Annotated in this window: 22 protein-coding genes, 1 tRNA gene and 1 pseudogene; 16 read left to right on the forward strand and 8 right to left on the reverse strand. The window is 59.5% G+C overall.

What is annotated here, in order from left to right:
• The first annotated feature begins 93 nt into the window (after nt 1-93).
• On the forward strand, nt 94-432 hold the full coding sequence (locus tag FFM53_RS03060; protein ID WP_138391131.1) for a KTSC domain-containing protein: 339 nt from the start codon (nt 94-96) through the stop codon (nt 430-432).
• Here FFM53_RS03060 and FFM53_RS03065 read toward each other — a convergent pair.
• The gene (locus FFM53_RS03065; RefSeq protein WP_138391132.1) at nt 429-752 is read right to left on the reverse strand and encodes a hypothetical protein; all 324 of its coding nucleotides are present in this window, start codon (nt 750-752) and stop codon (nt 429-431) included. The genes FFM53_RS03060 and FFM53_RS03065 overlap by 4 nt on opposite strands.
• A gap of 96 nt (nt 753-848) precedes the next feature.
• A complete protein-coding gene (locus tag FFM53_RS03070) occupies nt 849-1,166 on the reverse strand; it encodes a hypothetical protein (protein WP_138391133.1) in 318 nt (105 codons plus the stop codon).
• Between the two features lie 117 nt (nt 1,167-1,283).
• Here FFM53_RS03070 and FFM53_RS03075 point away from each other — a divergent pair.
• The 5 genes from FFM53_RS03075 to FFM53_RS37155 all read left to right on the forward strand — a co-directional run bounded on the left by FFM53_RS03075 (nt 1,284) and on the right by FFM53_RS37155 (nt 5,859).
• A tRNA-Asn gene (locus FFM53_RS03075) sits at nt 1,284-1,358 on the forward strand.
• A gap of 38 nt (nt 1,359-1,396) precedes the next feature.
• Entirely contained in the window at nt 1,397-2,647 is a 1,251-nt protein-coding gene (locus tag FFM53_RS03080; protein ID WP_138391134.1) for a hypothetical protein, read from the forward strand.
• Between the two features lie 1,224 nt (nt 2,648-3,871).
• Nucleotides 3,872-4,507 carry a TylF/MycF/NovP-related O-methyltransferase gene (locus tag FFM53_RS03090; RefSeq protein WP_173883533.1) on the forward strand — a complete coding sequence of 212 codons (636 nt, stop codon included), beginning with the start codon at nt 3,872-3,874 and terminating at the stop codon, nt 4,505-4,507.
• A gap of 805 nt (nt 4,508-5,312) precedes the next feature.
• Nucleotides 5,313-5,567, forward strand: coding sequence for a hypothetical protein (locus FFM53_RS03095; RefSeq protein WP_138390828.1), 255 nt, complete (start codon nt 5,313-5,315; stop codon nt 5,565-5,567).
• Nucleotides 5,568-5,775: 208 nt separating this feature from the next.
• Nucleotides 5,776-5,859, forward strand: a complete 84-nt coding sequence (locus FFM53_RS37155; protein WP_484573298.1) for a hypothetical protein — start codon at nt 5,776-5,778, stop codon at nt 5,857-5,859.
• A gap of 177 nt (nt 5,860-6,036) precedes the next feature.
• Here FFM53_RS37155 and FFM53_RS03105 read toward each other — a convergent pair whose 3' ends face one another.
• The 3 genes from FFM53_RS03105 to FFM53_RS36210 form a co-directional block, all read right to left on the reverse strand.
• On the reverse strand, nt 6,037-8,292 hold the full coding sequence (locus FFM53_RS03105; RefSeq protein ID WP_138390829.1) for a KAP family P-loop NTPase fold protein: 2,256 nt from the start codon (nt 8,290-8,292) through the stop codon (nt 6,037-6,039).
• 123 nt (nt 8,293-8,415) lie between these two features.
• Nucleotides 8,416-8,595, reverse strand: a complete 180-nt coding sequence (locus tag FFM53_RS03110) for a hypothetical protein (protein ID WP_138390830.1) — start codon at nt 8,593-8,595, stop codon at nt 8,416-8,418.
• A 61-nt stretch (nt 8,596-8,656) separates the two neighbouring features.
• Entirely contained in the window at nt 8,657-9,034 is a 378-nt protein-coding gene (locus FFM53_RS36210) for a hypothetical protein (protein ID WP_246413174.1), read from the reverse strand.
• Between FFM53_RS36210 and FFM53_RS03120 the strand changes: the two genes are divergently transcribed.
• Both FFM53_RS03120 and katE read left to right on the forward strand, forming a co-directional pair.
• Nucleotides 8,931-9,827: a hypothetical protein gene (locus FFM53_RS03120; RefSeq protein ID WP_138390831.1), complete on the forward strand. Its 897-nt coding sequence runs from the start codon at nt 8,931-8,933 to the stop codon at nt 9,825-9,827. The genes FFM53_RS36210 and FFM53_RS03120 overlap by 104 nt on opposite strands.
• 190 nt (nt 9,828-10,017) lie before the next feature.
• Nucleotides 10,018-12,135, forward strand: coding sequence for a catalase (gene katE / locus FFM53_RS03125; RefSeq protein WP_138390832.1), 2,118 nt, complete (start codon nt 10,018-10,020; stop codon nt 12,133-12,135).
• Between the two features lie 191 nt (nt 12,136-12,326).
• Here the strand turns inward: katE and FFM53_RS36995 are convergent.
• A pseudogene (locus FFM53_RS36995) lies at nt 12,327-12,395 on the reverse strand (low affinity iron permease family protein); the annotation flags it as partial.
• A gap of 119 nt (nt 12,396-12,514) precedes the next feature.
• Here FFM53_RS36995 and FFM53_RS03130 point away from each other — a divergent pair.
• From FFM53_RS03130 to FFM53_RS03160, 7 genes are read left to right on the forward strand one after another with little or no spacing between them, the layout of a single operon-like run.
• The gene (locus tag FFM53_RS03130) at nt 12,515-13,606 is read left to right on the forward strand and encodes an extracellular catalytic domain type 1 short-chain-length polyhydroxyalkanoate depolymerase (protein WP_138390834.1); all 1,092 of its coding nucleotides are present in this window, start codon (nt 12,515-12,517) and stop codon (nt 13,604-13,606) included.
• A gap of 56 nt (nt 13,607-13,662) precedes the next feature.
• Nucleotides 13,663-14,796: an ABC transporter substrate-binding protein gene (locus FFM53_RS03135; protein WP_138390835.1), complete on the forward strand. Its 1,134-nt coding sequence runs from the start codon at nt 13,663-13,665 to the stop codon at nt 14,794-14,796.
• Nucleotides 14,797-14,800: 4 nt separating this feature from the next.
• Nucleotides 14,801-15,865: a FecCD family ABC transporter permease gene (locus tag FFM53_RS03140; RefSeq protein ID WP_138390836.1), complete on the forward strand. Its 1,065-nt coding sequence runs from the start codon at nt 14,801-14,803 to the stop codon at nt 15,863-15,865.
• Complete coding sequence (locus FFM53_RS03145) at nt 15,862-16,620, forward strand: ABC transporter ATP-binding protein (RefSeq protein ID WP_138329854.1); 759 nt, start codon at nt 15,862-15,864, stop codon at nt 16,618-16,620. The genes FFM53_RS03140 and FFM53_RS03145 overlap by 4 nt, the downstream gene beginning before the upstream one ends.
• Nucleotides 16,617-17,234, forward strand: coding sequence for a hypothetical protein (locus tag FFM53_RS03150; protein ID WP_138390837.1), 618 nt, complete (start codon nt 16,617-16,619; stop codon nt 17,232-17,234). Before FFM53_RS03145 ends, FFM53_RS03150 begins: the two co-directional genes overlap by 4 nt.
• Entirely contained in the window at nt 17,231-17,851 is a 621-nt protein-coding gene (locus FFM53_RS03155; protein ID WP_138390838.1) for a hypothetical protein, read from the forward strand. Before FFM53_RS03150 ends, FFM53_RS03155 begins: the two co-directional genes overlap by 4 nt.
• The gene (locus tag FFM53_RS03160; protein ID WP_138390839.1) at nt 17,848-18,354 is read left to right on the forward strand and encodes a hypothetical protein; all 507 of its coding nucleotides are present in this window, start codon (nt 17,848-17,850) and stop codon (nt 18,352-18,354) included. Before FFM53_RS03155 ends, FFM53_RS03160 begins: the two co-directional genes overlap by 4 nt.
• A gap of 115 nt (nt 18,355-18,469) precedes the next feature.
• On the opposite strand, the gene FFM53_RS03165 is transcribed toward FFM53_RS03160, so the two are convergent.
• Complete coding sequence (locus tag FFM53_RS03165; RefSeq protein WP_003538909.1) at nt 18,470-18,769, reverse strand: DUF6074 family protein; 300 nt, start codon at nt 18,767-18,769, stop codon at nt 18,470-18,472.
• 109 nt (nt 18,770-18,878) lie between these two features.
• On the reverse strand, nt 18,879-20,804 hold the full coding sequence (locus tag FFM53_RS03170) for an adenine deaminase (RefSeq protein WP_138390840.1): 1,926 nt from the start codon (nt 20,802-20,804) through the stop codon (nt 18,879-18,881).
• Nucleotides 20,805-21,028: 224 nt separating this feature from the next.
• Here FFM53_RS03170 and FFM53_RS03175 point away from each other — a divergent pair, with 224 nt between their 5' ends.
• Nucleotides 21,029-22,069: an ABC transporter substrate-binding protein gene (locus FFM53_RS03175; protein ID WP_138390841.1), complete on the forward strand. Its 1,041-nt coding sequence runs from the start codon at nt 21,029-21,031 to the stop codon at nt 22,067-22,069.
• Nucleotides 22,070-22,144: the final 75 nt, after the last annotated feature.

The following is a 22,144-nucleotide window of genomic DNA, read 5'->3' on the forward strand; positions in this document are numbered from 1 at the left end:
TCCTGCCAATGATGGCATTTGAAACAAATTCTTGACTTGACTTCGATCACCGTCCGGGACTCAATTGCCCTCGGGAGGGTATAGGAGCTTGCGATGGATTGGGCTGCCCTCAAATCGAAGCGCGTGCGTGCAGCATACGACGCCGAAACCCGGGATCTGCATGTAAAATTCCCTGGTTCTCCGCCGGTGAAACATGCGGATATTCCGCCGCACGTCCACCAGAACCTGCTGGAAACGGATGATCCATACTTCTATTACCAGTACTATATAGCGCCGTCTCGCGTATCACCGGGTCCTCGACAACCGGCCTCCGTGGCGTCCTACGCAGTGAAGCTCGTCCTTCTCCTTGCCGCCTGCAGCCTGCTGATGACGACCGGCCTCGATCCGGACCACGGCGGGGTTTTCGAGGAAAGCGAACTCAGATCCAACTAGACGCGAATTTGCAGCCCAATCTCAGGGCCTGCGACAAGGCGGCTGGTTCCGGCGTCGAAATTGTCGCTCCTGTTCTGAGAACGGTAGCGCCGATTGTCCCGCTCGCGGTCGTTCCTCCCATCGCGCTCATTCCGGCCGTTGAAATTGCGATAGTTGCGAGGTCCGCTATAGCCGCGTTGGCCGTGATCGACCACGCAGCCTTCGGGCCGGCGGCAGATGCCACGGGCGTCGAAACCGCCGCTGTCGACACCCTGGGCCTCGGCGGGCACGCCGGAGAGGATGCTCGCCGCTGAGAGGACAACCACAAAAAATAGCTTCATTTCCTCACCTGGACCATTGTGGGACACCTACGCTTCATAAACCACGAATGCGAAAAGCGCTCCACTGTTCCACGGACCCGTTCACTGGGGCGACCGTCAGCCAGCCGGTTTTCGCCGCCTGTGCCACCAGACCGCCAGCCGACGCCGAAGCCGGCGCGCGAACGGCAGATCGTGCGAGAGCACGAGGAAACCGAGCGGCAGCATCCAGAAGCCGAGGATGGGCAGGAAACCCAACACGCCGCAGAAAATGAGGGCCATGCCGAGTGCCATCCGCGCGATGCGCGAGCGTGGCATGCCGATGCTGAAAGAGCCGAGCATAAGCCTGCCGCTTGCATGATCGATGCCGAAGCGCACTGCCCTTGCCTTGCGCTTCTCGCCGCCTCTCGTCTCCTGACGATCATTCACGTTTGTCATTCCCCAGAGATGGGCGCAGGCATCCCAAATACAAGTTCATTTCATTTTTTTGAAAAAACCGCTTGGCAAATCGGGAAAGCGTTTGTATTAGCCCACTCACACCGCGCCAAGCAGTGATCCCTGGTAGCTCAGCGGTAGAGCATTCGACTGTTAATCGACAGGTCGCCGGTTCGAATCCGGCCCGGGGAGCCATTTTTCAAGTTAAGCGCCTGTTTCGTTGATAATTCCGAATGCAGGCGCTTTCTTCCCCATACATCCCCTCCCCGCATTTGGAACGTGTTTTCTGCGGTTCGACTCCTGTGGATAACTCCGACCGTGCGGGATCTTCTAGCACCCTGCGCTTCATCACCGTACACTCCCTGGGCATTCATGGTGATAGGAAAACGATGAAGCCAGACAAACTTCGCAACCTGCTGCAGGAACTGGATACTCGCGTCGCGCGGATGCAACGCGCAAGGAAGGACCACTTCACAGCAAACCTGTCAGGGCTCCGGACCGAGGTGCAGCGACTTCTCAGCAAAGTCGATACCTTGCGAAGTTCGGACATTGCCGCGCTGGAGCTAATGCTTTCTGTCATTCCGATCCATGATATGGACCGATCGAGTTTGCGTAATCTGCTGCTCGGCATGAAGATCGGCCTGAATCGCCTCGGCCCCGAAGAGATGCTTGAGGCCGTGCCTGGTCAGAAGCCGGCAGCTTTTCAGTTTGGCTTTGAAGGCGAACGCGTCGTCGTGGTTGATCAGCCTCTTAGAACTCGAGAGCGCGATAGGGATATTGCTGCGGCAGCATTAGAAGCGGCCACCGAGAAGGGCGTTTATGTTGGTGAGCAGTTGGCTCAGTCGAACTGTTCGCCGCGTCTGAGGGAAGCGTTCAAGTCACTCCAGGACAAGCTCGGGGCCCGTGCTAACATCATTCAGGTAGGAATGTATAACCAGACCTGTGGTCGGGTTTTGCGGGGGGATGTCGAGGAACTGTCGCCCACGCTTTTCGAACTACTACGATCCCACGTCGAGCTCGTCTTTGCCGCCGCTTCGCAGTTTGATGATTGGCGGATGTTCCGTGAGAATGCGTCAGATATTGATCGAGAGTCCGTCGTCGAGCTATCCCAAAGCACGCTCGCTTTGGTACGAGGCCTTAAAGCGCAACAGGACACAGATCCTGCCGTAGCGGCCGCTCTCGATACCGTGGTGGGCTGGACGCAAGACAAAGCGGCTGACAAACGCGACGTGCTTGCTCTGACAGGCACTCTGCAAAACCTATGGTCCCTCGCTGCCAAATCTGCGCTCGCCAAGGAAGTTGCGAGTGAGGGTCGGAAGCTCGTAGCTAAAGCTATTATCGCAACTCTTCTGGCCGCCACCACGGCCGGCGCTCTCGCAGCCTTCGGCAAGGTGCCTGGAGCGGAGTGGATCGAGACCACCGTCGCGTATTTCAAATCAGCGACTGAAGGGACGCCCCCTGCTTCGCCTAGCAAAAATCGGTAGTCCCCTTGTCCTTGCAATGATTCGAAACCAGAACTCTTGCATGCAGTCAATAGAACCAGCCGGCGCGCCGCTGGTGTAGTCGCGGGTGGTGATCGCACCGGCCTATGGTGTTAGTGAGCGGTCAGCCGCATCATGCGGCGACTACGGCTGACCGCTTATCGGCCAGGGCGGGCCGAATTAGAAATCTTTGCCTCCGCCAATGAGCTCCCATAGCTCTCCACGGCGGTAAGTCTTGAACATCAGCCAGTCCATTCCGGATCCGCGCATTCCATTGCACTCGCGGCAAGCAGCCGCCATGTTGTCGCGTCGCGTCCAGCCCCTGTGGCGATTTGTCATTAGATGCTCGAGCGTTGCGGCGTCTGGTCGGTTCTGATCCTTGCCGCGAGGCAGGATGACCATGAGGCGGTCGCAGTAACAACAGCGCCCGCCCTGCTTGTTGAATAGCTCAAGAACGAAAGCTCGCTTCACTCCGGTCTTCATATGGATTCCCGCAGGCGGTGAGACAGCTTCCTTCGACCGTGCGGGACGGGCGGCCAGCCATGTCACCAGTTATAAGTTGGATGCAGCATATCTCTCTGCCGAACATCGACCGGGGGGCAATTCACAGGAAGAGCGAAACAACAGACCCCCAATTGGAGTATGAATGGCCGCGCCGATGCAATCAAACGGGTAGTGATAGCGCTACGTAGCCGAAAAGCGGTCTAAGCCGGGTCAATTGGCCGTTGAGGGAAACCTACTAAGGGTCTATAAAGCTTTTCGATAGGTCGTTGCAGAACGCCGGTTTCGTACAGTCATCGGAAGGCTCTGAAATTAGAGGCTCCCGAAACGCCGCGCGCAGCAGATGACGGTCAATCTTTTTCCGAAATGGATGTAAGACCGCACCCCCCTCCTCTTGGCTTACTTTGTCGTGATGAACCGCTGAGTTATCCGTCAACGCTTTGAAGGTATGCGGGTGAGGACCAGAGATGATCGTATCATGAAAACAGATCAGCTTTGCCAACGAGGAGTACATCGATGAGAAGGGCAAGACACGATTCCCCCGCCAAGGGGAGTCGTAGGGAGTTCAGTAAGGCTTCGCCGAGGCGGACGCTGTTGCGGGTAGATGTGCGCGTTATGAAAGCAGTAGATAGAGTTGCGCGTGGGGCGCGTTGGCGCCTCAACGCGCTTTTGGAACGCGCCCGTCGGACCGCCTACCCAAGGACCGTTCGACAGGCTTGGTCAAGGGTGCGCGCCGAATACCTTTCTTACACGACTGATCCTCAACTTCATCAATTGCTTGAGGTAGTGCGTCGTACCGCCCCGAGCGGAGCGTTGATCATTGAGGCAGGTTGCGCGCGCGGCGGTTCAGCAATTCTCATGTGTTCCGCCAAGTCGCCTCAGCGCGCTATGCGCGTGTACGACCTGTTCGAGATGCTCCCTCCGCCTTCGGAGCACGATGGCGACGACATGAAAGCTCGGTACGCTGAAATCAAAGGCGGCGAAGCCGTCGGCCTTGGAGGCGAGCAATACTATCTCTATGATGATGACCTGATGGCGACAGTGACGAACAACTTCGCTAGGTTTGGCTATCCCGTCGAGTCCAACAACGTCCAACTGATAAAGGGTAAGGTGCAAGACACGCTTACAGTCGCCGAGCCGGTCGCTTTGGCCAATATCGATGTTGATTGGTACGAGCCTGTCAGCGCCTGTCTAGAGCGGGTTATGCCTCATCTCATCGTCGGCGGCGCTGTCGCACTTCGCGCCTATTCGGACTGGTCAGGGTGCCGAAAGGCGGCAGACGATTACTTCTCTCGCGCAGGACGGGAGGGACTGGACTTTGACCTCTCGGCTGGACACATGCTTGTGACCCGAACGCACTGAACCTTCTCCGTCCAAGAAGACATTTTTGGTGTCCAAGAGGGCGTGCGCCGGTTTGTCACCTGGTAGTGCCGCAAGACGGGCAACCGGGTCGCCCATACCTAGCCCTAAATCAGCATCCCCTAATCCTTGCGAAAATTCACGAGGCGCATAAATTCAATCTATCAGATGGCTTTTGCTGGTGACCACGGATGTACTGGCACCCTGCTGATGCAATCAAAGAAGGGTCGGCGCGAGTATTCGCCCGACCCTTTCTTTTTATCCAAGACCGTTCTGTGGCTACTGCCGATAATCCCCATCCCTGCCCGACACCCCCTTAATCTCCTGGCAGCGCAGCTGGTCAGACCCGGACAGGTAGCGGCGTAGATTGCCAAGCCGCATGTCCTTGTGCCGTGGGCAGTTGCCCTCGGTCTTATGCGGCTTGCACAGCCCGCACGACGCCTTGCGAGGACGCTTTCTCTTGTGATGCATGTCCATCTCCGAACGAAATCGGTGCGCCCTGATGGCGCACGCGTATGTGTCGGAGATGAGAAAGCGCTCGCGTTGTCATGGTGCCGTTATATCACGCGGGGAGCGAGAAAAGACCGCCGACGCTGCCCTTGGCCCACCGCGTTTTGAACGCAGACTGTGAATAGAAAACGGGATCAGCCCGGCGCTATGATTTCAATCTTCATCAACGGTCTCCCAAGCTATGGAATATACCGCCATCCGCGCGCACATCACCGTCAAGCCGGCAGCCTCATCATGCGCTGTACGATGGGTAGGCAAACGCTGGCCAAAAAACTGCCGGCGGTGTACAGCAAACGCCATGGCGCTAGATCCTGAAAAAGCATTTTTAGATTACAGTGCGGCGGACTGCAGCGTGCAGTTTTGGACCGCCAACGCACCGGCGGTTCAATTCACCTCTTTGGAAGCCGCCGTCAGGTTCGCAAAAGACCATGGCGGCAGGTGGGAAGAGATTGAGATAACAGTCCACCTGCCGCGCGAGGACATCGCGTTCGCCACCGGAAAAGTGCATCAACTCATTGACGCTCTGCCAAGTGACCTCCGGAAAAAACGGTAGCGAGGTGGATTGGCAGTCAATAGAATCGGCCGGCGCGCCTAGGAACGATGCTCTTCCCGGCGCGGTCGGCTGGAGATATGGGCAAGGTGAAGCCAGAGCTACCGTCGATTGCGATCGTCACATACTATCGCCACAGCACCTGGATAGGGTCACGGCCATGGCTCTCGGTATGGCGATAGGAATCGGAATAGGCGCCGCAGTCGGCCCGATGCTGTTCGATGACACCGCGATCGGCATCACGTTCGGTGTCGCGATCGGCGCTGCCGTCGGGGCTGTCATCAAACGGAAATGACATCGGGAACCGGTCGCTTACTGCCTGCCCGCGGATATGTGAAGCCACCCATTCACCCCAGAATCGGCCGGTGCAATCTCATCTAGTTGGAATCATCGAACGATCACTATCAACACAGCGGCGGACGTCTGACAGGGCATTATCCTATGGCCGCGTTTGACCGATAATCGACTGCAGCTATGGGGCCTCGTGCGGACCTGCGGCGGCGTCTCCACCTTCACGACCGCTTTCTCGTGCTTCCCATTCCACAAGAACCGATTCGAAGTCCCCGTTGTTAAGGTGAATGTTCGATTTGATCGAGTGGATGATGTTCCTGGCCGCTTGTTTTTCCGGATCGGTTTCGAGAAGGGCATAAACTCGACGGATAATCGACACAGGAGATTTGAAAAAGCTCGCTAACCCATCCAGCGAGAGTGTGGAGCGGGGGCCATATAGCTTCTGAATGAATGTCAGAAGCCACGCTTCATCCGACGCACGTGCGACGACCAGTTCGATCAAGTCATCGCGTCCCCCCGCCTGGGACCAAGCGTAAAGCATGCTGGTAGCACGTTGCTCTTCCATCACTTGATCGAGGCCAACAGCGCTATAGCGTTTTAGCATGGTGGCACGAACCGCGTCGAACCCATCCCGCGAGGTCAGCCGTTCATTCGGATCGGGTCGGTTGCCAAAGAACCCATGCCCGAACGTTTCGTCACGCAGAAGGTAGGTTAGGAAGCCAAGTGACGTGCTGGCTTGGAAGAGTGCCTGTAGCGCTGCGTCGAACCTCTCTTCTGGAAGCGCCACTTTCAACCGTCGCAGCAAATCCTTCGCTAGATACCATATCCGCGGATACCCCCAGTCATCGCCACTGGCATCCTTCGCCAGCTCATCTGCCGCGTTCGAGAGCCCCATAATCAGTATCTCAACAGGCCAGCCAAGGAGAACATCTTGCTCCATGTAGCGTAGCTGGTCGAGCAGGCGTTCGACTTTCGTTGCCCCGGTATCACCTTTCTGCTCACCCATGTTAATGAGGAGAAGCGCGACTGCATTCACGCCATCGCGCGCCGCCGCTAGTAGGTCGGTGATGTCGAGATCCGTCACTCCGTCCGGCGGGTCGATCAGCGTGAAGTACAGGCGGGCGTGGCTCGGGCTCGCTAATAGTTTGTCTTTGGCATCCTGGGAAGGCGAGGCTCGCTTTGCACGAGAGAACAGCCGTTCATCCTTATTTTTGTCGAAGCTCTGAAATTGAATGCCGGGCAGATGCCGCTCGAGTTCGAACTGGTGCTTCTCCCAGTCGAGGCCGTCGAGCTTCATGGCCTCGTCCATTTGCTTCGCCATGGCCTCTCGCTCTTCGCTAGAGACATGCACACGCCCTCCCGCCAGCGCAACGAAAGTCACGAGATACTCCTCAACCCAGCGATAGAAGTTCGGCGAGCCGACAGCGATCATGCGAAGCCAGACAAGGTCGGCCAGATCGACACGCCCCATGAGGCTCGGCCAATAAACACGCAAGCTGTCGAGAATGCGGACCACCGCACGCGGATTCTCCAAAACCCGCCCGCCCGTCTCGTCGATGACCTGCTGAAGATATGGAATCCGCTCCTCGCTACATTCTGCGAACAACTGCAGCTCGCTGGAGAACCAGCGCCGCAGGGCGAAGGATTCCGGCCTCGGCACAGCGACCTCGGTCTGGACAATCTTCTCCAGATACGCGGTTCCGCTCGCAACACCGGTTCCGGTCTCGATGGCGCGCGACAGCGCTGTCGCATCGTAGCAGAGGAGATAGGAGACGTTCGGGAAGTCGGCGACGGATCGAACAAGCCGCAGAAGCTCCGCAACTTCCTTCGGTTCTAGCCGATCGACGTCATCGATAGCGACGACAATGCGACGATTGAGGTCGAGCAAGGCCTCCGCCAGCTTTTCCTTCTGGGCGACCAAGGTTGGGCCATCCGCTTGCTCCGCTGCCGCGGCGGCAATTTTTTCAAGTAGTTCGCCGGCAATCGATGCTCCTGGAACGAACATACCCAGCGCGCCGGCGAGCTTGCCGACAGGCCCGAGATGACGGGCGAAGCTTTTTACCTGCTCAGCTACATCGTTTGCTGCCAGCTTCGTTGCGCCGGTGGCGTCCCCAGCGGCATGCTGAAGCTCAGCGATCGCTTTGGCCAGATCCTCGAACAACGCTGATAGCAATTGATCGCGGTCGCCGATCAGCCACGGCCGGAACTCCACCGCTGCCACCTTTGCTGAATTCATGCCGCGAAGTCGCAGTAGAGTCAGGGCAAGCAGGCTGGACTTGCCTGAGCCCCATTTCCCCTCAAGACCGAAGACAAAGCCCTTGTTGGCCGCTTGCGTCGTCAGCGATTCGGCAACGCGGTTGGCCAGGGCCGCAAATCCGAAGCGATCTTCGTTTTCAGATTGGATCGGACGGTCGCCATGAAATATTGGTTCGCTCATGATACTATCATGAGCTTACCGACGGGGTTATGGCGAGCAAAACCTGACCTTCGAGTGTGTATTTGATGCTATGCAAGGTTCCAAGACGCCGCGCAATTTGGAACGCCACGGGGACAAGCCCCTCTAATAGCTGCACGAACGGCCCTCGCGGGGGCGGAAGCCATCGGCGCAGGCCGGGTTCATCGAATCTCCCGGCTGATATCCCGATGCCGAGCCATATGAATTCGGCGGCGTCGAGCAGGCCGAGGTCATGGCGGCAAGACTGATTGCTCCGGCTGCTACAAATGCCCGAAATGTCTTCATCGATGCTTCTCCCATTTACGCTGCGACCGAGTGATGAGAGCCTCTCCTCTCTCCTCGCAGATCACATTCGCTTCAAGATATAGGCGCGCTCTTTGGCTGGCGTTAGCTCCGAGCGCGCAAGATTTTTATCGATCTCGATCAGCTCCGCATGAAGATCGTCGATGACCAAGCCGGCCGGGAACAAAGACCTTGGTTCAAAGTTGAGTGGCATCAACCACGTAACGTCAGTTTCTGACAGGAGGTCTTTCATGGGTCGCGGTATTCTTCTTTGGCTGCTTGGTGTTCCACTGCCGATCATCATCCTTCTCGCCCTGTTTATGCGATAGGAACAGATCATGTCGGTTTCAATGACAGGTTCCGGAGAGATTGCTACTCCGGTCGAATCTTCCAAATCCGCCATGTCATGGGGGCCTATCTTCGGAGGGGCTGCTGCTGCCATCGGAGTGACCCTCATTCTTTTGCTGCTGGGATCCGGGGTTGGCTTGACGATGGTGTCGCCCTGGTCGGGGCAAAGTAGTTCGCTCGGCACGGTCGGGGTGACGGCGGCGATCTGGCTCGTCGTCGTCCAATGGCTCTCCTCCGGACTCGGAGGCTATATCACCGGCCGGCTGCGCACGAAGTGGGCGGCCGTCCACACCGACGAGGTGTTCTTCCGCGACACCGCGCATGGCTTTATCAGCTGGGCGCTGGCGACGATTTTCGTCGCCGGATTTCTCGCCTCGTCGCTGACCTCGCTTGCCGGTGCGGGCGCACAAGCCGTCGGTTCGGCCGCCACCGCCGCAGGTACGGCGGCGTCATCGACGGCATCGGCCGCGGATCTGCCTACCGCCTATTTTACCGACGCTTTGCTGCGTCCTGAACAGGCCCGTGCAGGCGCAACAACCGACGATGCAGCTGCAACGGCTGAGGTCTCCCGCATCCTCCTCAACGGTGCGGCCGCCGGCCAGATTCCGGATGACGACAAGGCCTATCTTGGCACCATCGTCTCTGCTCGCACCGGTCTTTCCGAGGCCGATGCACGCACCCGCGTCGACACTGTGCTGAAGCGCATCGACGACGCGAAGGTCGCCACCCAGAAAGCCGCCGATGAAGCACGCAAGGCTGCCTCGACGACAGCATTGCTCGGCGCGTTGTCACTTCTGATCGGGGCTTTCATCGCTGCCGCCGCCGCGGCGTTTGGTGGGTCGCAACGCGACGAAGAGGAAGATCTCATCGTTACCTCTAGAACCTGAGAACGGATGAACGGGGACGCGGTGTCGAAAGGCCCCGCGTCCCATTTTTATATGGGGTCCGGCCGCGTGTCGTTGGTTATCGGCCGCCGTGAAGCGGCTTCTCTCCTCAGCGGTGGTTTATTTCGCATCGAGCGGAACATGTGGCCGTTGTGGAGCTTCGGTTAGGTAAAACCCTTTCCGGAGAATATAGATGGCCAAGAACACATCCAAAACCTCGCCCTCCGACAATGCAACGGTCCACGATCAGAAGCTGCACCGCGGTGCAGGTGGTGAGCTTCATCAATTTGCCGAAGACGGGATGCCGGTGCTGACTACAGCGCAAGGCGGCCCCGTTTCCGACGATCAGAATACGCTTCGCATCGGCGCGCGCGGCCCTGCCCTCATCGATGACTTCCATTTCCGCGAGAAAATCTTTCATTTCGATCACGAGCGCATCCCGGAGCGGGTCGTGCATGCGCGCGGTTACGGCGCCCACGGTTACTTCGAAACATATGAATCGCTGGCCGCCTATACCCGAGCCGATCTTTTCCAACGGCCCGGCGAAAAGACGCCAGCCTTCGTCCGGTTTTCGACCGTTGCCGGCAGCAAGGGTTCCTTCGATCTGGCGCGCGACGTGCGCGGTTTTGCAGTGAAGATCTATACGCAGCAGGGGAATTGGGATCTCGTCGGCAATAATATCCCAGTCTTCTTCATTCAGGATGCGATCAAGTTTCCCGACGTCATCCATTCGGTAAAGCCGGAGCCCGACAGGCAATTTCCGCAGGCGCAGTCGGCGCATGACAATTTCTGGGATTTCATCACCCTTACGCCTGAAAGCATGCACATGGTCATGTGGGTGATGTCGGACCGCGCCATTCCGCGATCGTTCCGTTTCATGGAGGGTTTTGGCGTTCATACCTTCCGCTTCGTCAATGCAGCGGATGAATCGACCTTCGTCAAATTCCACTGGAAACCGAAGCTCGGCCTGCAGTCTGTCGCCTGGAACGAGGCAGTCAAGATCAATGGTGCGGATCCGGATTTCCATCGCCGCGACCTCTGGCAGTCGATCCAGTCGGGAAACTTTCCGGAATGGGAGCTTTGTGTACAGCTTTTCGATCAGAACTTCGCCGACACGTTCGACTTCGACATCCTCGATCCGACGAAGATCATTCCCGAGGAGATTCTTCCGGTCAAACCGATCGGCCGTCTTGTCCTCGACCGAATGCCCGACAACTTTTTTGCTGAGACCGAGCAGGTCGCCTTCATGACGCAGAACGTTCCCCCTGGCATCGACTTCAGCAACGATCCGCTGTTGCAGGGACGCAACTTCTCTTATCTCGACACGCAGCTGAAACGTCTGGGCGGCCCGAATTTCACCCATCTGCCGATCAACGCGCCGAAGTGTCCCTTCCACAATTTCCAGCAGGATGGCCATATGGCGATGCGCAATCCTGTCGGGCGGGTTAATTATCAGCCGAATTCCTGGAATCAGGGGCCCCGGGAATCGCCGGTTCAGGGCTATCGCCACTTCCCCGCCGAAGAAAAGGGTACCAAGGTTCGGCTGCGGCCGGAAAGTTTTGCCGATCATTACAGCCAGGCCCGACAATTCTACATCAGCCAGACTCCGCCGGAGCAACGCCATATCGCCGCGGCGCTGATCTTCGAACTGAGCAAGGTCGAAACGCCGGTCATTCGTGAGCGTATGGTCTCGCATCTCTTGAACATTGATGAGACGCTGGCCAGCAAAGTCGGCCACGCCCTCGGCTTCAAATCGATGCCGAAGCCTGCCGATGCCGCTATGCCGACGCGGCAGGATCTCGAGCCGTCGCCGGCGCTCAGCATCATAGAGCGCGGTCCGAAGCGGTTCGAAGGACGCAAGCTCGGCATTCTTGTCAGCGATGGCACCGATGCCGCTATCTTCAAGACGCTGCTTGCCGAGATCACCGAGCAGAAGGCAACATTCGAAGTGATCGCGCCAAAGATCGGCGGCGTGACGCTCTCGGACGGCAATTGGATCGAGGCGCATCAGATGATCGACGGCGGACCTTCGGTGCTTTACGACGCCGTCGCCCTCCTCCCCTCGACCGAGGGAACCGGCGATCTGCTGAAGGAGGCCACGGCCCGCGATTTCGTGGCGGATGCCTTCGTGCACTGCAAGTTCATCGGCTATGTGGAAACAGCGCTACCGCTCATGCAGAAGGCCGGAATTGCCGATTCACTGGATGAGGGCGTTATGGCGCTCGGAGCGGCGAAGGACGTCAGCGCCTTTATCAAGGCGCTTGGCAAACTGCGGGTCTGGGGTCGGGAGCCATCGGTCAAATTGAATTGACCGTCTCGTCGTCATAACGGCACGAGAATGGCTAGTCGTCGGAATAAAACCCGCGGAAACGCGGGTTTTATGTCGTTTGCGGCGCGCAATTTGTTGAGCTGAGGTGGTGGAAGCTTCTCCATCTCCAGTTTTACGCGCGGTGGAGAGCCGTATGCGCTGGCGCTTTCGACAGATCTCGGACTTCGCCATCCTATCGCGTCGGCATCTTTCTTCTCAGCCGCAATCCAGTGGTTTCCTGCCTTGCTCGATCGGATCAATTCGGCGACGCCGCTCCGTTTGCACCATCGAAAAACATTGTGCACTGCAGCAACCTTTTCGTAGACTGACGCGTTTAGTTCAGCATCACCGCCATCCCGGCTGCTGATTGGCGGAGACTTTCATGAGATCTATGTCAGACACGCTCGCACGCCTTGCTGCGCTGCGAGGAACCCTTCGCGCCCAACCTACGCAGAACAACCCCGACCTCGTCGCCTTGGATGCGTTTGGCTCAAACCCGGGCGCCTTAGGGGGCTACACCTATTTGCCGTCGAAGCGCGGGAAAAACATGGCCCTGGTCGTCGTCCTGCACGGCTGCACCCAGACTGCCGCCGGGTACGATATCGGGTCCGGTTGGTCGCGATTGGCCGAGGACTACGGCTTCGCGCTGCTGTTTCCCGAGCAACGAAGGGCAAACAACCCAAACCTATGCTTCAATTGGTTTAACCCGGAGGACATCCGCCGGGATCACGGCGAGGTCTTTTCCATTCGCCAGATGATCGCAAAGATCGTTGCGGAACACGGTATCGACGGCAGGCGCGTGTTCGTGACCGGGCTTTCGGCGGGCGGCGCCATGGCCGCCGCCATGCTCGCCACCTATCCCGACGTTTTTGCGGGCGGCGCGATCATCGCGGGCCTACCATATGCAAGTGCCGCAAGCATTCCCGAGGCGTTTGACCGAATGCGCGGTCACGGCAGCCCGACTGCCAAAGAGCTTGAACTGCGATTGAGAAACGCTTCAGGGCACAAAGGCCCGTGGCCGACACTATTACTGTGGCAGGGGAGCGCAGACAGAACCGTCGTGCCATCCAATGCGAATGCGATCGTGGAGCAATGGAGAAATATCCACGGCGTTGACGCATCGCCGGGGCGCGTCGAAGATATCGGACGACACCAGCGAAAGGTCTGGACCGATGCTCACGGTGTCGAAGTAATCGAGCTCTATACGATTGCCGGGATGGATCACGGCACGCCGCTCGATGTCGGCACCGGATACGGGGCAAGCGGCCCCTTCATGCTTGAGGTCGGAATTTCATCGACCGTCGAAACTGCCAGGTCCTGGGGTCTGGTCCCCTCATTTGAAAAACGGCTCGACGCAAAACCCTCTGCTGCGCAACCGGAAAACGCTGCAGATCGATTCGGCACAGGTAACGATCGTGGCGGTATCCAGAAGGTCATTGAAGATGCCCTCCGGTCCGCTGGGCTGATGAAGTAGTCATGTCGCTAATTAAAGTGGAGATTTGTAGACAAGAATAAATACGCGGAATAGGAATGGCGCTCATCGTCATACGGGGAGACACCATGGTTCCGCTTTCGCTTTTTATCACAACTGCTTTGCGCCGCCGCATGGCGGCCGCACTTGCCGCCGTGCTGTTTGCACCGGCAGCTTTTGCCGAAGAGATCGTCTTCAAGGATCAGGGGAACCGCGAGGTGCGGCTGGCAAAGGCTGCCGAACGTGTCGTCTCGATCGTCATCCCAATGGCTTCCACCGTCATCGCGCTGGATGGCAGCACCCGGAAGCTCATTGGCATGAACCCGACGGCAAAGAGCGCCGTGGTCGAAGGGATTCTCGGAAAGATCTTCCCCGAGGCGAAGGATATTCCGTCGGACGTGACCGCGCCGAATTTCGTGCCGAATGTCGAGGCGCTCACCGCCGCCAATCCCGATCTCGTCATTCAGTGGGGTGATCGCGGCGCCGACATCGTCGCGCCCATCACCAATGCCGGGCTCACCACGATGCTGATCCTTTACGGCACGGAAGAGCTGACCCGCGATTATATGACCATGGCCGCGAAGGCGATCGGCAAGCCGGAGCGGATCGGCGAACTGGTGGAATGGCGCGATCGCGTCCAGAAGGATATCCAGGCCAAGGCGACAGCGATCCCCGACGACAAGAAGCCGAGCGTTCTCTACCTCGGCCGCGCGCTCTCCGATATCAGCGCCTCCGGCACGAAGAGCAATTACAATGCCTGGTCCATCCAGCTTGCAGGCGGCAGGAACGCCTCGGAAGAACTCAACGGCACAGTCTCGGTGAACAAGGAACAGATCGCAGCGTGGAACCCCGACGTCATCTTCCTCAATGCTTTCGAGGCGAAGCTGAACGTCGACTGGGTCTATAACGATCCGATCCTGTCTCTCACCAATGCCGCCAAATCCAAGCGGGTCTACAAGATGCCGCTCGGCGGCTATCGCTGGGATCCGCCGAGCCAGGAATCGCCGTTGTCCTGGATGTGGACGGCCAACCTGCTCCATCCCGAGGTCTTCAAATACGACCTGCGGACGGAAATGAAGACGGCCTACAAGACCCTTTACAACTACGACCTGGCCGATAGCGATATCGACAATATCCTTTGGCTGAAGGAACAGGGCGCCGCCGCCGACTACGCTCAGTTCGAGGCAAAGTGACATCATGGCGCCGATGACGCATGAGGAGATGGCGCCGGCGGCCCGCCGGATTCACCTCGCGAGGCAGACACTGGTCTTCACTTTGCTGCTGGCACTGCTGGTGGTCGCCTTCACCGTCAGCCTCTGCGTCGGACGGTTCTCGGTGCCGGCTGGACGCGCATTGGAACTGATCTGGCAGGGGATCAGCGATCCGTCGCGGGAGCTTGCCGGGATCGACGAACGTATCGTGCTGCTGGTGCGTGCGCCGCGCGTCGTGCTTGCTGCACTTGCCGGCGCTGGCCTCGCCATCTCCGGCGCCGGCCTTCAGGGCGTGTTTCGAAATCCGCTGGTTTCGCCAGACATATTGGGCATTTCCCAGGGTGCGGCCTTCGGCGGCGCGCTGGCGATCATGCTCGGCATCTGGGGATTTCCGCTGATCGCCATGGTGTTCCTCTGCGGCATGGCGGCCGTCATCCTGGTGGGGCTGCTGTCGCGCATCAACGGCCGCTCCGAAACGGTAACCGTGATCCTGTCGGGGCTGGTCATCAGCTCGATGTTCTCGGCGGTCGTCTCGCTGCTGCAATTCATCGCCGATCCCAACACGTCGCTTCCCGCCATCGTCTACTGGTTGATGGGATCCTTTGCGACAGCCACCTGGGAACGCACGCTGGTGGCGGCACCGGGTCTCATTCTCGGAAGCTGCTTCCTATGGATGCTCCGCTTCCGGCTCAACATCCTGTCGCTCGACGAAGCCGAAGCCCGCAGCCTCGGCGCCAATACGATACGCGAGAGATGGCTGGTCTTCTGCCTCATCGCCGTCATTGTCGGCAGCCAGGTCGCAGTCTCCGGCATCATCGGGTGGATCGGCATCGTCATTCCCCACGCCGCCCGCCTGCTGGTCGGTCATGATCACCGCGCGCTGCTGCCCGCAGCCGCCATACTCGGCGCAGGATTCATGGTCTGCATCGACACCCTCGCCCGCACGGCAACGGCCGCAGAAATCCCGCTCGGCGTGATCACCGCCCTTGTCGGCGCGCCGATCTTTGCGGCTCTCCTGCGCCATCACTATCGCGAAAGGACGGGATCATGATCGGATTGACGGATGCAGTCGTCAGGTTCGGGGTGCGCACCATCCTCGACCGCCTGACTTTCTCAGTTCCCGTCGGGCGGTCGCTCGCCATTCTCGGCCCCAACGGACGTGGTAAGACGACCACGCTGAAAGCCATGCTCGGCTTTCAGCGGCTGGACGAAGGCAGCCGGGTGGCGCCCGCCATTGTCGGCTACGTCCCGCAGACCGGAAGCAGCAACCAGCGTTACCGCGCCATCGACGTCGCCGTCATGGGGCGGGCAGCACATCTCGGCCTCTTCGGCCAACCGGGACCTTCCGATTTCGAGATTGCCCATGCCGCGCTTGAACGTGCGGGGGCCACCCGCTTTGCCGATCATTTCTTCGACCGGCTTTCCGGCGGCGAACGGCAGCTCGTGCTTCTGGCGCGAGCGCTCGCCACCGGGTCGGAGGCGATCGTCCTCGACGAGCCAGCCGCCGCCCTCGACCTTCGCAACCAGGAGCGGCTGCTCGACCTGCTCAAAAGCCTGCGCGAACCGCGCGACAAGGCAATCGCCTTCACGACACATGATCCGAACCATGCACTTGCCGCCGCCGACGATGCGCTGCTGATGATGCCGGATGGTCAATCGCTGTTCGGTCCGGTCGCGGAGACGATCACGCCGGAACATCTCGAACGGCTTTACGGGGTACCGATGCGGGTGGTCGAGCTCGTCGGTCCGACAGGCGACGGGCATCGCGCAGTTCTGCCCGCCTTTGCAGGAATTTGCGCCGCATGAGCATCCTTCTGATCCAGTCGCATTATCAAGACCCTTTCAGCATGAACCCGCCGGCTTTCGCCGAGGCGGCCGCGCAGGGCAAGCTGATCACCGTACGCGAGATGGAGCTGACCGAGGCGCATTTCGCCGCCGCAAGCGGCCTCATCACCACGACCCATCTCGATCAGATCGGCTTCCTCAGATACGCGCCGGCGGTGGCATCCTTCCTCGGCCGAGGCGGCCGGTGGATCTTCAACGGCCACATGCTTCGGCCGATTCTGCCCGAACTCGGCGCCTATATCCCGATGCCGCAGCCGAAAAGAGCCGACTTCGTGCAGGTCAGGCAATTCGACCATCCTGTTTTTACCGGCATCGACCAGAGGATGCTGGAAACGAACCGCGGCGTCGCCGGTTTCTACGGCCGCGGACACAATCCAATGCCGCCTGGCGCCGTTGCGATCAATACATTCGGATCGGCTGCCGTTCCCGTCGACTGGATCTGGGCGCGGCCGGCGGGCGGAGAAATATTGTCGCATGCTGGAAACGAGTTCTGGGGTTGCGGAGACGATCCCGACATCAAAAAGCAACTGGCCGGCCGTGTTATCGCCTGGCTGGCGGGGGAGCTGAACCGATGAGCGTGCTCGCGATCCATCCCGGCGCCTACTACCATATCGAGACGCTGGAAGCGCCGCGCTACCGGCATTATTTCGACAGGCTGGTGCGCCCGGAGCAGCTGCCCTCGTTTGAGCTTAGCGAACACCAGGTGCTGTTCATTCCCTGCCGGACGCCGGCAGACCGGATGGCGCCGCATGCCGCGCAACTGCGCACCTATCTCGATGAGGGCGGCACGATCGTTGCCACCGGCGAGACGGCGTGGGAAGCGTTTCTGCCAGCGATCCATTTCACGCCGCAACCGACAAACTGGTGGTGGTGGCTGACCGAGGGCGCCGATCTCGGCGTCAGGGTCTCAGCACCCGGCCATTCGCTGTTCGAACATCTTAGGCAGGACGATCTGACCTGGCACCTTCACGGCTGGTTCGACCCACCTGAGGGCGTCGAGGTTCTGGCCGTGAACGAGGAAGGCAAGCCGATCCTCTATGTAGACGAGGTCACGACGGCGGGCCGCATGGTGATCACCAGCCTCGACCCCTGCTTCCACCACGGATCGCATTTCATGCCGGCGACGACTCGCTTCCTGGATGGTTTCCTTCCGTGGATACGCAAGGAACTGGACAAGGGAAAATCGGAATGAACGAAACGAAGATCGAAGTGCTCGAAGACGGCAAACCGCTTGCCTACGGCTTCGCCGACATCATGCATTATCACGGCTGTGGTTTTCCCGGTGGTGTCGCCCATGCCTTCAAGGTGATGGAGCGCGCCTTTCCGCTGCTCAGCACCGACGGACCGCCGGAGCGCCGCGAAATCTCGATCCGCACGGCCTTTCGCGGTCCGGGCGGACGTGACGCCTTCGAAATGGTGACACGCGCATTGACGGAAGGACGCTACAGCGTCGACCCCTTGCTCGATCGGCCGGAGCGCGGCGATATCCTCGCCCGCTACGTCTTCGAACTCAGCTATCGCGGCCGCACCGTCACCCTGCAACTGTGCGACGGCCATGTCCGCGAGGAATTTATCATGCTCGGCCGCAAGCCCGACCGGACACCCCAGGAAGAGGAGCGTCTCGCCTGGCTAAAGCAGGAGATGGCGGATCGCCTGCTGGCGCTGCCGCCGGAGGCGGTTTACGAAGAGGGATAGGACGACCACTCTTACAAGCGAAGCTGCAAATCTCGCAGATCGACCACGATCGGAAAAGCGAGTTCGATAGCGCGGTTTTCGGCCCAGATCCGTCAGATCTGCCCGAAGATCGCCACTATCGGTTTTGAGACTTGGGCAGTGGTCCGTTTTGGTGGCTGAAGACCAGTTCGCTCTGGACATCTTGCTGAAACTGCAGCACCCGCTGACCGACATCGCTCTCCGGCATCCCTGCCGCCAGAAGCTGATCGGCAAGCCTGCGGCATTCGGCCTTCCAGAATTCTATCGCATCAGCGCCATGTCGCCGGCCGAGTTCGCGAGCGCAGCGCTCGACATTGGCAGTTCCGGTTCCAGCGGGAAAGGCAATAATCTTGCCTTCATTGGCGCCGGCAGGCCGGCGGGTCATTTCAGTAGCCATCGAACACAGGTTCCTTTGATCCTGTTCGTTGTCTACGGGACTATGGTTAACGCTTTCTATTTGCTGCAGTAAGAAGATCAATCAGGTGGGATTTTGTCGGGCCGCAATGTCACCAGACGATCGGATGGGTTTTGCCTGTGAGCACGTTCACGAACCCCTCCGGCGCTAGCTCCGACGGCGCGACCAGGACCCAGCGCCAAGGCGAGCAGGTCAGCGTCGCAAACGACAGGCGTTCGGGAAAGCCCGGCCACCATCGGGGCGAGAAGGTCGGCTCGTACATCCAGTCGATCCCGGCGCCGGCGGCATAAAGAGCCTGCATCTCCGCATCCAGCGCTTCGGCCGAACGCGCCGTCATCAGGCCGCCGACCTCATAGCGGACGCGGGCGAGAATCTTGCCGCCGGATACCAGCACCCAGCCACCCTGCTGCTCGTTCAGGGCATTGACTGATATCGCCATCGCCTCATCCGATGAGCCGACCGTCCAGATATTGTGCTTGTCGTGCCCGAGCGTGGAGGCGAGCGCCGTCTCGGGCGTGCGCGGCCCGGTGCCCAGCCAGAACATCCTGGAGACCTTGGCCTCCCCGGAAAACCGGTCGACAATCGAGAATTTGGTGACATTGCGCGCGGGATCCCGCTGCACGGCGCCCTCTTCCACCGGCAATTCCATGGTGATGAAATCGTCGTGCCAGTGAAACGGCCGCAAAAGTGCGGCGTTGACCGTGGTCCGGTTCGGCGGCGCCTCGATGCGGAAATCTTCGGCCGTGACCGTCCGATCGATGTTCACCGTGCGCGTCGCCCATTCCGGCCAGGCGATTTCAGGACGCGCGCCGATGAATGTCGCGCCCTCTGATACCGGGCGCCCGTCCGCCCATACCTTTGCGATCGACAGGCTGCCGACGTCGTCCAAAAGAACGAAATCGGCGAAGCGGCCCGGCGCGATCGACCCGACCCAGGGCGTCAGCCGCATATGGCGCGCGGGATTGAGGGTGACGCATTGGATGGCGATCTCAGGCGCGATACCATTTTCAATGGCGAGCCGGACATTGTGATCGGTCGCGCCGATTTTCAGCGTGTCCGAAGCGCTGCGGTCGTCCGTCACCAGAGCGATCTGCGACCAGTCCGTCAGCCCCTTGTCGATCAGCCCGCGGATGACCTCCGGCAGGGAATGCGGCCTGAGCTCGATGAAAAGACCGTGGAGAAGTTTCTGCCAGATCTCATCGAGAAACCAGCCTTCGTGATCGGAGGCGAGACCCGCCGCGGCAAAGGCGTTGATCGAGGCCATGTCGCGCAGTCCGGCACCATGGCCTTCGACCACGCCGCGCTGCTCGAAGGTCGCGCCGATCATGCCCCACAGCCGATCGTAGGAAGGATTGCCGGGATCGGATATGGACGGCCAGTCCATGACCTCGTCGAGCCCGGCGACCATCAGGCTTTCGGAAAGGAAGGCCTTCTGTTCGTCGTAGCCGAACCAACCGCCACCCCATTCATAGGCGGTCGGAGGGACGGCGGAGCCAGGCAGGGGAAAGATTTTCATCGGCGATCCGCGCCGGCGCGCTTCCAGCCAGAATTCCAGATTGCGGGCGCCGTTGACGTTGGAAAATTCGTGGCTCGCCTCGCATGTCCAGGTCACGCCATGCGGCATCACCAAAGCCGCCTCCCATTCCGGCGTCAGATGGGAGCTTTCGATATGTTTGTGTGCCTCGCCGAAGCCCGGCACGGCCGCAAGATCCGGCTCCGAGAACCGCTCGCTCACTTCGCCTGCGTAACTGCCGGCGGGGCCGACATAGGCGATACGGCGGCCCTTGATGACGATCTCCTGATCGTCGAGCCACGTCCTCGTATGGACATCGAGCAACCGGCCGACTCGCAGCAACCTGTCGGCCGGCCGGCGTCCGAGCGCCGTCAGCACGAGATCCTGTCGTGTCAGAACCTCGTCGGACGCGTTGATCAGCAGATCATCAGGAAGAACAGTGCGCGAAGTGGCCATGAATGGAATGCCCGTGAGAAGCTGGAACCGCCGGACCGTAGAGACCATGCCCGGATGTGTAAAGCGCTGATGAACCACACGTTTTGTGAGCGATGACCAGACGTCATCAACCGAGAGTTAGCTGATCGGCCGACCCCGGAAAATTCCCGATACAAGAGCGCATTTGCCCAGTTATTGAGCTTGCGGCCTGACAGATCAAAAAATAGTATCCCTCAAATCCTGGGGGTATGATCCCGATTGCCAACGCCGCTTTTTACAGAAGGACATTGCTCATGAAGGCCAGACGTTTTGCCCAAATCCTGTCTCTTGCGTTCCTTGCCGCCGTCGGCAGCACCGCCGCGGCACATGCGCAATCGAAGACGCTGACCATCTCCTGGTGGGGCTATAACGGCGAGAAGATGAATGCGAACATCATCACGCCCTTCAAGAAGATCTGCGGCTGCGAGATCGTGTTCGAGACCGGCAACAATGCCGACCGGCTCAACAAGCTGAAACTGCGCGATGGCAAGGGCGTCGATGTCATCTATCTCACCGACAGCTTCTCGCAGCTCGGCATTGAACAGGGATTGTTCCAGGAGATCGATCCGTCGAAGATCCCCAACCTCGCGGATATCTACGAGTTGGGCAAGGCGCCTCAGGGCAAATACGGCCCCGCCTACACGATCGGTCGCGTCGGCATCGTCTATGACGCTGCCAAGGTCAATCCGCCGATCACTGCCTGGGGCGACCTGTGGCGCGAGGATCTGAAAAGCTCCGTCTCCCTGCCCGGCATCACCACCACGGCCGGCCCGCTGGTCGTTCTGGAAGCCGGCAAGCATGGCGGCGCGGACGCTTATGAGGACACCGGCAAGGCTTTCTCCGAAGTCGAGGCGCTGAAGCCCAATGTCGTCAAGAACTACAACACCGGCTCGGAGCTGGTGAACCTGATATCAACAGGCGAAGTGCGTGTTGCGCTGGCCCAGGACTTTACCCTGGCATCGATGCAGGCGGCTGTTCCGACGATGACATGGGCCAAGCTTACGGACGGCGATATCGCCACGCTGAACACCGTGAACATCCCGAAGGGTTCGGAAAATGTCGAACTCGCCCATCAGTTCATCAACTTCATCCTGTCCAAAGAAGTCCAGCAGGCTGAAGCAGAACAGGGCGTCGATGCACCGATCTCGACCAAGGTCAGCCTGACGCCGGACCAGGCGAAGATCTGGACCTATGGCCCGGATATGGTGGCAGGCCTCACCCGCATCGACTATGCCAAGATGAATGCTGCCAAGGCCGACTGGATCGACCGCTGGAACGAAGTCTTCGGTCAGTAAGCTGCGCGATATCCCGGCCTGAGCCCGGTTCATTGCCAGTCCTGGGCCAGACCTGGAAGCGCCGCACATCCGAAT

Source organism: Rhizobium indicum (assembly GCF_005862305.2).
GTDB lineage: Bacteria > Pseudomonadota > Alphaproteobacteria > Rhizobiales > Rhizobiaceae > Rhizobium > Rhizobium indicum.